Origin of the sequence: Streptomyces sp. NPDC007896 (assembly GCF_042959425.1) — a bacterium.
GTDB lineage: Bacteria > Actinomycetota > Actinomycetes > Streptomycetales > Streptomycetaceae > Streptomyces.
Genome location: NZ_JBIBKX010000003.1, coordinates 78,387 through 91,718, shown reverse-complemented (window position 1 = coordinate 91,718; position 13,332 = coordinate 78,387). Strand labels below are relative to the sequence as shown.

The 13,332-nt window shown below is 70.2% G+C and carries 8 protein-coding genes; 4 read left to right on the top strand and 4 right to left on the bottom strand.

Going from position 1 to position 13,332, the window contains the following annotated elements; genetic code table 11:
* Positions 1–82: 82 nt before the first annotated feature.
* The 4 genes from ACFZDJ_RS11600 to ACFZDJ_RS11585 form a co-directional block, all read right to left on the bottom strand.
* On the bottom strand, positions 83–2,446 hold the full coding sequence (locus tag ACFZDJ_RS11600; RefSeq protein WP_390931007.1) for a glycoside hydrolase family 3 N-terminal domain-containing protein: 2,364 nt from the start codon (positions 2,444–2,446) through the stop codon (positions 83–85).
* Between the two features lie 43 nt (positions 2,447–2,489).
* On the bottom strand, positions 2,490–4,625 hold the full coding sequence (locus ACFZDJ_RS11595) for a hypothetical protein (RefSeq protein ID WP_391058009.1): 2,136 nt from the start codon (positions 4,623–4,625) through the stop codon (positions 2,490–2,492).
* A 2-nt stretch (positions 4,626–4,627) separates the two neighbouring features.
* Positions 4,628–7,102: a glycoside hydrolase family 2 TIM barrel-domain containing protein gene (locus tag ACFZDJ_RS11590; RefSeq protein ID WP_390931004.1), complete on the bottom strand. Its 2,475-nt coding sequence runs from the start codon at positions 7,100–7,102 to the stop codon at positions 4,628–4,630.
* A 616-nt stretch (positions 7,103–7,718) separates the two neighbouring features.
* Complete coding sequence (locus ACFZDJ_RS11585) at positions 7,719–8,063, bottom strand: ArsR family transcriptional regulator (RefSeq protein ID WP_390931002.1); 345 nt, start codon at positions 8,061–8,063, stop codon at positions 7,719–7,721.
* Positions 8,064–8,202: 139 nt separating this feature from the next.
* Here ACFZDJ_RS11585 and ACFZDJ_RS11580 point away from each other — a divergent pair, with 139 nt between their 5' ends.
* The 4 genes from ACFZDJ_RS11580 (at position 8,203) to ACFZDJ_RS11565 (ending at position 13,296) form a co-directional block, all read left to right on the top strand.
* Positions 8,203–9,177 (top strand): zinc-binding dehydrogenase, encoded by a 975-nt coding sequence (locus tag ACFZDJ_RS11580; RefSeq protein WP_390931000.1) that lies wholly within the window; start codon positions 8,203–8,205, stop codon positions 9,175–9,177.
* 292 nt (positions 9,178–9,469) lie between these two features.
* Positions 9,470–10,471 carry an EamA family transporter gene (locus tag ACFZDJ_RS11575; RefSeq protein ID WP_390930998.1) on the top strand — a complete coding sequence of 334 codons (1,002 nt, stop codon included), beginning with the start codon at positions 9,470–9,472 and terminating at the stop codon, positions 10,469–10,471.
* Positions 10,472–10,517: 46 nt separating this feature from the next.
* Complete coding sequence (locus tag ACFZDJ_RS11570) at positions 10,518–11,480, top strand: SUMF1/EgtB/PvdO family nonheme iron enzyme (protein WP_390930996.1); 963 nt, start codon at positions 10,518–10,520, stop codon at positions 11,478–11,480.
* A 49-nt stretch (positions 11,481–11,529) separates the two neighbouring features.
* Positions 11,530–13,296 (top strand): sulfatase-like hydrolase/transferase, encoded by a 1,767-nt coding sequence (locus ACFZDJ_RS11565; RefSeq protein WP_391058005.1) that lies wholly within the window; start codon positions 11,530–11,532, stop codon positions 13,294–13,296.
* Positions 13,297–13,332: the final 36 nt, after the last annotated feature.

The window sequence follows — 13,332 nt, the reverse complement described above, 5'->3', positions numbered from 1 at the left end:
CGATGGCGGTGACGCGCCTGCCCTGCCTCCCCGGCGCGGCCGGCTGCCGGTGTGTCAGGTCACCGGTAGCCGGCCGGCCGTTCTAACCGACCGTGATCGTCGCGGCGCAGGGGAGTGCGTCGGCGGCGAGTCCGGCCAGTACGGTGACGTCGCCGGGCTCGATGCCGCGACGTCCGTCGGTCAGGGTGTAGTGGAGTCGCTCGACGGGTGCTTCGAGGACGACGCTCCTTGTCTCCCCTGCGGCGAGGCAGACACGGGTGAACGCGATCAGCTGCCGCACCGGGCGGACGACGGAGGCGAACTCGTCGCGCGCGTACAGCTGCACGACCGTCTCGCCGTCCACCGCACCGGTGTTCGCCACCGTGAGCCGGGCCCGGATCACGCCGTCGGCCAGTTCGACCGCCGGGCGGTCGTCGCCGTGGTCTCGCTCGTCTCGCTCGTCGAGCCTGACCTCGAAGGTGGTGTACGACAGCCCGTGGCCGAAGGCGTAGAGCGGGCCCTGGGTGCCGAGGTCGCCGTAGCCGTGGCGGGTGCCCGTGGGGTGTTCGTAGCCGCTGCCGTGGTGGTGGCCGTGGTAGAGAGGGATCTGGCCCAGGTGGCGCGGGAAGGTGCTGGGCAGCTTGCCGCTGGGGTTGATCAGGCCGAACAGGGTGTGCGCGATCGCGGTGCCCGCCTCCTCGCCGAGCAGCGGCGCGAGCAGGACGGCGTTGGAGGCCCGAGCGGCCTGCTCCAGGAGCAGCGGGCGGCCGGAGACGACCACGGTCACCAGCGGCTTGCCCGTGGCGGCCAGGTACTCCAGGAGGTCCTCCTGGTCGCCGGGCAGGGACGGGGATGCCGTCGTCTGGTTCTCGCCGGCGGTGTTGTTGCCGACCCACCCGGTGCGTTCGCCGAGGACCGCGAGGACCAGGTCGGCGTCCGCGACGGCAGCCCGCACGATTCCGGCGTCGAGGGAGCCGTCCGCCTCGAACCGGCCCAGCGACACGTACTCGATCTTCGCGTCCAGCTCCCGCACGGCGTCCAGCACCGTCGGGGCCTCGGGGTGCAGGTCGCGGGTCACGCCCTCGAAGGTGGGGTCGATGCCGGGGATGCGCGTCGTGAAGATGTCGGTGAAGTTGAAGGTGGCCGGGTCGATACCGGGCACCTTGCCCTCCATGACCGTCATCATGCCCAGCGGCATCTCGGCGCCGGCCACCGAGGTGTACGCGCCGAAGTGAATACGCAGTTCGTCCGCGGCGGGCCCCACCACGACGATGCGGCGCTCCCCCGGTGTCAGGGGCAGGATGCCGTCGTTCTGGAGCAGGACCGTGCTGCGGGCCGCCATGGCGCGGCGGACCTCGGCGGCCTCCGCGCGGTCCGGACGCACGGCCGGGGCGGGTCGCGGCCCGAAGTCGGGGATGAGTCCGACGCGGGCCTTGGTGGTCAGGACGCGGGTCACGGCGAGGTCGATGACCTTCTCGTCCAGGCGCCCGGCGGCCACCTCGTCCGTCAGGGACGCGAAATGGCTGTTGCCCGGAAGTTCGACGTCCAGTCCGGCGGACAGCGCCTGCACCGCTGCCTCGCCCTCCGTGCGGGCGGTGCGGTGGTGGGTGCGCAGCATGGTGACCGAGTCGTAGTCGCTGACCACCAGGCCGTCGAACCCGAGGGTCTCCCTCAGGAACTCGGTGAGCAGCCAGCGGTTCGCGGCCACGGGCACGCCGTCGATCTCGTTGTACGAGTTCATCACCGACGACAGGCCCGCCTCGGCGATCGCGCGGCGGAACGGCTCGGCGTACTCGTCGGTCAGGGCCCGGCGCCCGAGCTGGGTCACCGCCTGGTTCAGGGCGCCCTCCGAGGCGCCGTAACCCAGGAAGTGCTTGCCGGTCGCGAGGACGCCGGGCTCGTGCTGCGCGCCTCGCACGAACGCTACGGACATCTGGGCGGCGAGCTCCGGGTCCTCGCCGTACGTCTCGTGCACACGGCCCCAGCGCGGGTCGCGGTTGATGTCCATCACCGGGGCGAACATCAGCTGGATCCCGGCGTCGAGCATGTGCGCGGACGTCACCGCCGCGGCCCGCCGGACCAGCGCTGGGTCCCACGTCGCGGCCTGCGCCCAGGCCGTGGGGAACTGCGAACCGGAGGCGTGCAGGAAGCCGTTGATGCCCTCGTTGTGGACCAGCGCGCCGATCCCGAAGGGCGAGACCTCGCGGACGACGTACTGGATCTGGGCGAGCAGTCCGCGCATGCTGTCGGCGTCGTGGCCCAGGAACCACGCCAGGGACAGGTGCCCCACGCCGTGCGGTCGTACGTCCAGGATGCGCCGCGCGTCGACGGCCGGACCGCTGCCCTCCGACTGTGCTGTGAACAGGTCGGCGGCGCTCAGGCCGCTGATCTGGGCGACCTTCTGTTCCAACGTGAGCCGGGAGACCAGACGCCGGATGTCGTCGGGGTTCCATTCACCAGTGGCCATGTCAGGTTTCTTTCGTAGCGGGTGGTCGGGCGGGGGCGGATCGTCAGGGCCAGACGGTGAAGCCCTCGTGCTGGACCTGCCAGCTGCCGTCGCGCGGGAAGCCGGGCGTGTCGGGGCAGTCGGTGCCGGCGGATTCCCAGCCGGCTGCCATGAGGGACACGGCGGCGAGCAGGCCGCCGTTGGCCGGGTTGTAGAGCGGCAGAAGGCTGCCGAACTGCGGGTTGTGACCGACCGCCGAGTACGTGTTCCTCGAGGTGTCCGTGAGCAGGGCGTCCACCGCGAGGTCCGGGCGGCCGACGCGGGTGGCGGTCATCGCCATGGCCGGGAAGTCCCAGCCCCAGGCGGAGTCCCACTGCCAGTCGCCGAGAACGTCGAGCAGCGTCGCCTCCATCACGCCCGCGTCGATGAGCGGGCCGGCGGGGACGACACCGAGGGCGGACAGCAGCGAGGGGTGGTCGTCTCGGCGGAGGTAGGGCTCGGTCGCGACCGCCGTGTAGATCCCGCGGTCCGGGTCCCGGTGCGGTGCGGCCAGGTTGTCCTGGATGTGCTGCCACTGCTTGTTGCGTTCCTGGGAGAGGCGTTCGCGCCAGGACTGGGCGATCTCCAGCCCGTACCACCAGTAGGCGAGTTCGAAGGTCGGGTCCTCGGTGGTCTTGGCGTCGTAGAACTCCTGCGCCGGCATCACGGGCGCGGGCAGGTGGTAGGTGCCGGAGCGCTCCTCGACGAAGGAGGCCATGAACCGGGCTGTCTCCTCGACGAGTTCGGCGAAACGGGTGACCAACTCTGTGCGCTGAGCCTCTGGTTGGGCGCGGTAGAGCAGTTCGAGCAGGTAGAGGGGGTGGGGCTGCTGCCAGACGAGCAGTGCGCCGATGTCCGACGGGCTCTCCCGGCCGTCCGGGCCGACGTGCTTGGGCCAGCGCGCGCCCTCGTAGCTCTGCCGCCGGGCGGTCTCGCGCGCGGAGTCGAGGATGGACAGGTACCAGTCCATGCTGCGGGCGAGCAGCTCGGGGCGCCCCCAGGCGGCGAAGTGAGCCGCGTGCCACCAGTGCATCTCCAGGTGGAACTTGCCCTGCCAGGAGTTGGCGACGAGTCCCGACTCCTGGGGCGGAAGCGAGCCGGAGCTGTTCACGGCGGTCACATACTGCGACAGCACCACGCGGCGCTCCAGCTCCGCCGCCCGCGGGTCGGTGCTGCCCGCGAAGTCGACGGCGGCACCGGAGGTCCAGAAGTCGCGCCACCAGGCCGCGGCCGCGCCCGCCACGGACGCGAACGTGTCGCTGCCGAGTCCCTCGTCCGACTCTTCCGACTCGTCCGGAGCGAAGCCGGCCACGAGCTCCAGCGTGGTCGCCGAACCGGTCAGCTCGAACTCGTGCGGCTCCCCGGTCGCGGACAGCGTGCCCTCGGTCCAGGCCAGCCGTACCGCGTAGGCCGTGTCGTCGAGCACCCGCCGGATACGGGCCGCCTCCTCCCCCAGCCCCTCCAGTGTCGACTCGTGCCGGTCGGGCGAGGCCCAGTCGGAGGTCTGGAAGAAACCGTCACTGGCGTAGGGGAACCTCAGGACGACACCTGCGAGGCCACTCGCCACGAGATCCGACTCGATACGGAAGGCGACCCGTGCGTGGTGCGGGTGGGCGACCGTGGTGACCCGCACCTCCTGTCCGGCGTACTCGAAGCTGCTGGTGAGCGTGCCCGACCACAGGTCGAGCCGCTGGCGGGGGTTCGTGAGTGCCTCGGGGTGGGTCTCCGGCTCCGCACCGGCGGCGGTACGCAGCCGCAGTCCGATGCGTCCGAGGTCGATCCGGTGCGGATTCATGTGCAGCCAGGCCCCCGCACGGAACTCCTCGGCCAGTTCGCCGCCCATCATCGAGGCGGTGTCGAACTTGTCCGGGTACCGCACCGGCCCGCGTGCCGTCTGATACGTCGACATCGCGTCGTCGAGGACGAACCCGTCGGGGTTGGGCATCGAGTGCCATCCCCAGTTCGACATGGTCGCGTTGGTGACGGCGAGCCGCTGCTCGGCGAAGGCCGTGGACTGGTCGTGGTAGGAGACGAAGGTCTGCATGCCGGTGATGTCGGCGGTGTAGGCGAAGTCGCCGTTGCCGACCGTCAGGACGTGGGAGGGATCGGGTCGGGTGATCTCGACGGTGTGGCGACGGACGAGGGATTCACGGTCGATCATGGTCACCGTTCCTGGGAGTTGCGGCTCTGCGTGTGCTGTTCGGCCGTGACGACGACCTCCACCGGATCGCATCCCGGCGCTGTCGCGACGAGGCGGATCTTTCCGACGGCGGTGGGGCGCAGGACGGCCAGCGCGCGTCCCTCGTACGTACGGCGTTCCGTCGCGTCGAACCGCTCCTCGGTGGACGGGCCGGCGCTGCCGAACCCGATCAGTTCTCCCGCTCCGGAGACCTCCAGGCTCACCGGGCGGTCGGCGCCGGTGTGACAGGTGCCGGCCGCGTCGGTCAGGGTCAGGGTCACGTAGGCCAGGTCGCCGCCCGACGCCCGCACGACCTGGCGATCGGCCTCAGCCGTCAGCCGCACGGGGCCGTCGGCCCACGGCAGGCTGGTACGGCCCGTCTCGACGCCGTCCCGATAGGCGACGGCGACCAGTTCCCCGGGCACGTGGACGATCTCGAACTCGGTGCGGAAACGGTGCTCCGCACCAACAGGCCGCCGCCCGAAGGAGTTTCCGTTGCCGAGCAGCTCGACCTCGTCGGCGTCGCTGTACACCTCGACCGTGACCGGCTCGCCCTCGAAACCGGGCCAGGTCCAGCTGGAGACGCTGTCGCTCCAGGCCCACGGCGACCCGGCCCAGGTCTTGCCGTGGTGCTCAGGCCTGCGGACCGCGATGTACGGCTCCGCCCGCAGGCCGAAAACGATCTCCCGGTAGTAGGAAGCGGGCCGGCGGTGCCCCGTGATGTCGATGTCACCACACCCCGCGACCAGGTAGGGGTACGGCGCGTTGTGCGCGTGCTGAGGCCCGTCCTCGGTGACGTACTGGGGTCGGCCGATGCCGACCTCGCCCAGGTAGTCCCAGCCGGTCCAGGTGAAGTCGCCGATGACGTGGCCGTACTGTCCGACCAGCCGCCAGTTGCCGTCGATGCGGGCCGGGAAGGTTTCGGTGCCGAGGATGATCCGGTTGGGGAACAGGTCGCGGTCGAGGGCGTAGCGGGCCTCGGCGTAGTTCATGCCGGCGACGTCGAGGACGGCGAAGGATTCAGCCGTGCGCTCGGTGACCAGCTCGGAGGAGCTGACCGCGTTCATCGCGTCGCCGGCGTCGGCCATGAGGGTGTTGATGCCGGCGCCATCCTCGGCCGCCTGCTCCAGCGCCTGCTGCTGGAGCGCGCCCAGCTCGGACATCACGGCGAGCATGCCGTTGACGGCGTTGGTGACATACCGGGTGGGGTCGAGGGAGCGGACCTTGTCGGCGAGTCGGCGCCCCCAGGCGGCGCCGAAGGGCGAGCCGGTCTCGGGAATCTCGTTGCCGATCGAGTACATGATGACACTGGGGTGGTTGACGTCCTTGGCGACCATCGCCCCGATGTCCCGCTCCCACCACTCGGGGAAGTTCAGGCTGTAGTCGAACTCGCTCTTGCCGGACGTCCATACGTCGAAGGCTTCATCCACGACGAGCATGCCGAGGCGGTCGCAGGCGTCCAGCATCGCCTTGCTCATCGGCTGGTGGGACATGCGGATCGCGTTGAACCCGGCCTCCTTGAGGATCTCCACCCGGCGTTCCTCGGCGCGGGCGTAGGTCGCCGCACCGAGGACTCCGTTGTCGTGGTGCACGCAGGCACCGCGCAGCTTGACGGGCTCGCCATTGATCCGCAGGCCCTGCTCCGGGTCGAGTTGCAGCGAACGGATACCGAAGGCGACCTTCTCCTCGTCCACGTCCCGCAGGGCCACATGGCACTCGTAGAGGGCCGGCGACTCCGGACTCCACGGGGCCGGGAAGGGTACGTAGAGGCGTTGCCGGACGATCGCGGGCTCACCCGGCAGCAACGTCAGCTTCGAGAAGTCGTTCGTGACGACGGTTCCGGAGCCGTCCCGTATCTCCGTGACGACGTCGACCGTGCGGACCTCGATCGAGTCGTTGGCCACCTCCGTCGCGACCTCGACGACAGCGCGCGAGCCGTCGATGTCGGGGGTGGTGACCCGGACACCGTCGGGGGCGATGCGGACCACCTCGCCGACGAGCAGCCAGGTGTCGCGGTAGATCCCCGCACCCGTGTACCAGCGCGAGTCGCGGTGGGCGCGGGCCTCGACGCGGATCTCGTTGTCCTCGCCGAAGCGCAGGAAGCGGTCCGCGTCGATGCGGAAGTGCGAGTAGCCGTACGGCCGTTGCCCGGCGTAGTCGCCGTTGATGTACACGGTCGCGTCGCGGTACACGCCCTCGAACTCGACGAGGATCCGCTTGCCCCGGTACTCCTCGGGCACGGAGAAGGTCTTGCGGTACTCGAAGACCCCGCCGGGGAAGTAGGCGCCAGCGGCGCCCTCCATCGTGACCTCACCGTCCGGAGCCGCCCGCCGCTGATCGATCAGCGCGTCGTGCGGCAGCGTCACGGGCCGGAAGGGGACCACCTGACCGGACAACTCGGCGAAGGGATTGACCTTGGGCCGGACCTGCCAGTTGTCGTTGAAGGACGTGCGGATCATGTGGACTCCATGAGTTGTCGGCTCGCCGCAGCATGAGGCCGCGCACGCAGCCCGGCACGACGCGATACGCCGGCTCGGCGACCTCGCCTTGAGTGACCGCGATGTTTCGGCTTTGAAAATCTATCACTCAAAAAATTTGGGGACCAGGGTGAGCGCAAGCTCTCGTGAACAGCGCGCCCGGAGCACACTCAGGTGTCCTGCTGAAGCACTCAGGGCCCTTCGGGATCGCACGCGAACACCGCTACGGCGGTCCGGCCGACCACAACCGCGATCGCGGATCGCTTCGCCGGGCACCACACCCTGGTCACCAGCGCGGGCAGTGGGATCGGCGCGGCCGCCGTGCGGCGGTTCGTCGCCGAGGGCGCGCACTCACCGGGATCGCTGTGAACCGCGACGCCCTGAGGGCCGTCCGGCAGAGCATGGGCGAGGGCGCCGACGCGATCTCGGTCTCACCTGCCTTCCCGACGGCCAGGAAGCGATGGGCACCCAGGACCGCGGCCGCGCCCCCAGCGGCGACGGCCTGGCGGCAGGCGGACCGGCAGCAGCTATGGCGGTGGAGCGATGGGCGCGACGCGTGCTTCATGACTGACCAGAGTTGGCACGCAAGGCCACCTGGTCAGTCGGTGCCGTCGCCGCGGAGGAGCAGGTCGAGCAGCCCGGGAAAGCGCGCCTCGAACTCCTCGCGGCGCAGCCGGTTGACCCGCTTGGGACCCTGGTCGCGCTGTTCGACCAGGCCGGCGCCGCGCAGGACCGAGAAGTGGTGGCTGAGTGCCGCTTTACCGACCGGCACGTCGAAGCTGCCACAGCTGCGCGTCCAGTCGGCGGAGCCCGCCAGCTCGCGGATCAGCTGGACACGCACAGGATCGGCGACCGCGGACAGCGCGGTCAGGACGGAAACCTCGTCGGGATCCGTGTGCACCGGCGCCGCACGGTGACTGCCGCCTGCAGCCTGCTTCGTCATGCCCCGCTCCCCGCCATGCGCAGCCCCTATGGGACACCCCACAGGAGTGCCCCAGCGGCTTGCCGAGTGTTCAATGAGTATCTTACAGTCCCAGTGTTCGCTTTCCATTGAACACTTGATCGAAGGGTGCGTTCCGCTTATGCGTGCAGTCGAGTTCCAGGAGTACGGCGGTCCCGAGGTGCTGAGGGTAGTGGAGACCGAAACGCCCGAGCCGGGGCCAGGCCAGGTGACCATCGACGCCGCCTATGTGGGCGTGAACTTCGCGGACCTCAAGGCCCGCGCCGAGGGGTACAGGGTGGAATCGCTGCCCTTCCGTCCCGGCCTGGAGGTCTCCGGACGGATCCGCGCCGTCGGCCACGGCGTCGAGGGGCTGCGCCCGGGGCAGGAAGTCGCCGCCCTCGTCAACAGCGGCGCCTACGCCGAGGTGGTCGTCGCCGAGACCGCCACCGTCTTCCCGCTCCCCGAGGGCCTGGACCTGCGGACCGCGGCCACGCTTCCCACCGTACTGCCGACCGCGCACGCCCTCCTCCACGAGGTGGGACGACTGCGCGCCGGAGAGACCGTGCTGGTGCACGGCGCCGCGGGAGGTATCGGCACGGTCGCCGGACAGTTGGCCCGGGCTGCGGGCGCCGGCGCGGTGTACGGCGTGGTCTCCTCCACGGCCAAGGCCGGGCACGCTCTCAAGCACGGCTACGACGAGGTGTTCACGACCGACTCCTTCCCCGACGACGTCCGCCGCGCCACCGGCGGCCGGGGGGTCGACCTGGTGCTCGACCCGGTGGGCGGCGACAGCCTTCGCCGCGGCCTCGACACGCTGGCGGTCTTCGGTCGCCTGGTGTCCTTCGGCAACGCGAGCGGGGCCGAGCCGTGGCACGTCGGGCAGCCCGAGCTCTACGCGCAGGGCCGTTCGGTGGGGGGCTTCTCCATCCTGGCTCTCGCGCAGTCGGCGCCCAAGGCGCTGCGCTCGCTCGTCGAGCGTGCCTTCCGTACGGTCACCGACGGCACCGTGAACCTCCCGGTCACCGCGGAGTTCCCGCTGGCGGACGCGGCCGGGGCCCATGACCTGATGGGCGGGCGCACGTCAACGGGCAAGCTGCTGCTGCGGATCGCCTGACTGAACACAACCGCTCCGGAAACAGTCCGGACGTGAGTCAGGGCGGAACGCCGACGCCAGGCGCCCCAAGAGCACCCGCACCTTGAACGCACCGGGACAACGTCGGCCCGCAGCGGCGTCCGTGCCACCGGCCTGCCCCTGGACGCCGCCTATGCGAGGGGGATCCAGACCGAACTCACCGGCCGCAACGCCCGACAGGAACTCGGACAAAGTAATGCATGAGAGCAACGCGACGCGAGGGTTTGCCGAGGTCGTGGGAAAAGTACCCGCCCCTGGACTTGTGCTGGGAGGCGTGTGCGGAATCCAGTTCGGCGCAGCCTTCGCGCCTCAGGTGTATCCGCAGGTGGGTGCGGCGGGCGTCGTGTTCCTCCGGTTGCTGATCGCGGGTGTCCTTCTCTGCCTGTTGTGGCGCCCTTGGCGGCAGGCGTTGAACTCGATGAAGGGTGCCTGGGGGACGGTGATCGGTGCCGGTGCCCTGTTGGCGGCGCACCATCTCGCGTTCTACGAGGCGGTGAAGCACATCCCCCTGGGGGCCGTGGCGACGATCGAGTTTCTCGGCCCGTTCGCCATCGCCCTGGCCGGATCACGACGGGCGGCCGACCTACTGCCGGCATGCCTGGCGGCCGGCGGCGTTCTCCTGCTCAGCGGGGGCGGCGTTCCCCTTGACCCGGGTGGCCTCGCCCTGGCCGCGGTAGCAGCGTGCTGCTGGGCCGGTTACATCCTCGTCTCCTCCCGCATGGCGCGACGTCTCAGCGGTGGCCAGGGCCTGGCACTCGCGGTGCTCTGGGCCGCACTGCTGAGCGCCCCGTACGGCATCGCCCACGCGGGAAGCGCGCTCCTGGACCCGCATGTGCTCTGGGTGGCCGCAGTGGTGGCGGTGGCGTCCAGCGTGCTGCCGTACTCGCTCAACCTGGAAGCGCTGCGCCGGATTCCCCCTCGCGTGTTCGGCGTGCTGACGAGCCTGGAACCGGCCGCCGGCGCCCTGTTCGGGCTCCTCATCCTCGGGCAGCGGCTTGCCTGGCCCCAGTGGCTGGGTATCGCTGCGGTCGCCTGCGCCTCCGTGGCCGCCACGTTCCTGGGAGCCGGGAAGCGGCGCACTTCGCAAGTGAGCGCCAGGGGAGAACCGACGCAGGCTGAAGATCCTTCCCGGACCGGGACAAGCACTCCGCAGTCCCGGTCGAGTAGCGCCCAGCGGGTGTCGGGCCGGACCGCGGCGCACCCCGGCGGCCTCACCCCGAGTGGGGCGCCGTGTTCCGTCGATGAAAATCTATCGCTCAACAAAATTGACGGCTAGGGTCGCCATAGCTCTCGTCATCCGTCCCGACCAGGAGCCGAGCACCATGGAGACCCCTCACGCCTCGCGCCCCGCCTGCTGCGCGCCCCCGGGCGGCAGGATGGCCGCCCAGCCGGTGACCGTGCCGTCGGCCGACCACCGGGGCTCCCTGGACGGCATGGTCCGCGTCCCCGGTGGCAGATTCCTGATGGGCGCCGACGACGCCGAAGGGTTCCCCGCGGACGGCGAAGGGCCGGTGCGGTCGGTGCACGTCAGCGCCTTCCACATCGACGCATTCGCCGTCAGCAACGAGAGATTCGCGGAGTTCGTCGACGCCACGGGCCATGTCACCGAAGCCGAACACATCGGGTGGTCCTACGTGTTCGCGGGCTTCCTGCCCGCCGCACTGCGACGCGGGGCACCCCGCCCGGCTCGCACCCCCTGGTGGTGCGGGGTCGCCGGCGCCCGCTGGGACCACCCCGAGGGCCCGGGCAGCACGCCAGAAGGCCGCGAGAACCACCCGGTGGTGCACATCTCGTGGAACGACGCCGCCGCGTACTGCGCCTGGGCGGGGAAGCGGCTGCCCACCGAGGCCGAGTGGGAGTACGCGGCACGCGGCGGCCTGGAACAGAAGCGCTACCCCTGGGGCGACGAACTCGACCCCGACGGCGAGTACCGCTGCAACATCTGGCGGGGCACCTTCCCCACCAAGAACACCGCAGCCGACGGCCACCGGGCCACAGCACCTGTCGACGCCTTCGCGCCCAACGGATTCGGGCTCCACAACACCTCGGGCAACGTGTGGGAATGGTGCGCCGACTGGTGGGCCGTGGACCACCCGACCGGTACGGCGACCGACCCGAAGGGCCCCGCCACCGGCCAGGAGAAGGTCATCCGCGGTGGCTCACACCTGTGCCACCAGTCCTACTGCAATCGGTACCGCGTCGCCGCCCGTACCGCGAACACGCCCGACGGGGCGAGCGGTCACACCGGGTTCCGCTGCGCCCGGGACGCCGACACCACCGGGTGAACAGCCGCATGACCGGCCGTACGACCGACCGACGAAGGAGCACCACGGCATGAAAGCCATCATGGTGATGTTCGACAGCCTCAACCGGCACATGCTGCCGCCGTACGGCTGCGACTGGACCCACGCCCCCAACTTCACGCGGCTGGCCGAGCGGACCGCCACCTTCGACAACTGCTACGCGGGATCCATGCCCTGCATGCCGGCCCGCCGGGAGATCCACACCGGGCGCCACAACTTCCTGCACCGCAGCTGGGGCCCGCTGGAGCCGTTCGACGACTCGATGCCCGAGCTGCTCAAGCGCAGCGGCGTGCACACACACCTGGCCAGCGACCATCCCCACTACTGGGAGGACGGCGGGGCGACCTACCACGGCCGGTACAACACCTGGGAGTTCTTCCGCGGCCAGGAGGGCGACCCGTGGAAGGGGCATGTCGCCGATCCGCCCATGCCCGACGAGGACGTCAAGGAGCTACGGCTGGAGGGCTACCGGCAGGACTGGGTCAACCGGCTGTACATGCAGACCGAGGACCGTCACTCCCAGACCCTCACCTTCGACGCGGGGCTGGAGTTCCTCCGCACCAACCATGCTGAGGACCGCTGGTTCGTGCAGATCGAGACCTTCGACCCGCACGAGCCGTTCTTCAGCCACCAGCAGTACAAGGACCTCTACCCGGAGGACTACGCCGGCCCGCACTTCGACTGGCCGGACTATCGGCAGGTCACCGAAACGAACGCACAGGTCCAGCACGCCCGCCACGAGTACGCCGCGCTGCTGTCCATGTGCGACCAATCCCTCGGCCGTGTCCTGGACGCGATGGACGAACACGACCTGTGGCGCGACACACTGCTGATCGTCTGCACCGACCACGGTCTGCTGCTCGGCGAGAAGGACTGGTGGGGCAAGTCCGTACAGCCCTGGTACAACGAGCTGGTCCATCTCCCGCTGTTCGTCTGGGACCCCCGGGCGGGCATCGCCGGCGAGCGCCGCGAGGCGCTCGTGCAGACCATCGACCTGGCCCCCACCCTGCTGGAGTTCTTCGGCGTGGAACGGCCCGCCGACATGCAGGGCTCCCCGCTGCCGGTAGCCTCCGACGAACCGGCGCGTGAGGCAGGGCTGTTCGGCATCCACGGCGGGCACGTCAACGTTACCGACGGCCGGTACGTCTACATGCGCGCACCCGTCTCGGCCGACAACACTCCTTTGTACGAGCACACGTTGATGCCGACCCACATGCGCGGGCGCTTCAGCGTCGAGGAGTTGTCCGGCCTCGAACTGGCCGAGCCCTTCACCTTCACGAAGGGCGTCCGCACGATCCGGGTGGACGGACGGACCTTCTTCAACCCGTACCGGTTCGGCACGCTCCTCTACGACCTGCGGACCGATCCGGAGCAGCGCGCACCGGTGATCGACGACGCCGTGGAGCTTCGTATGGCGAGCCTGCTCGTCGACCTCCTGCGCGCGAACGACGCCCCCGCGAGCCAGTACGAGCGCCTGGGCCTGCCTGCCGACGGGCTGGTGACCGCCGCTCATCTCCTGGTGCGCGCGCAACGCCACCAGGCCGAACTGGCCGCCGAGCCGCTCCCCAGGCCGGAGGACTTCCCCGCGGGCCGCTTCTCACTGCGCACTCCGATCACGGCCCTGGTCTCCGATCCGAAGGCCGTCGAGGTCCTGCGCACCCACGCCCCCACCCTCGTCGACACCGAACTCCTCCAGACGATCGGTTCGACATCTCTGATCTCCCTGGCCGCACTGTCGGGCGGCGTGTTCCCGACGGAGACGCTGCGCGTACTCGCGGAGGAACTTACGGCGCTCTGAGGCGGCACCCCCTACCCTATATTTAAATCAATCCGT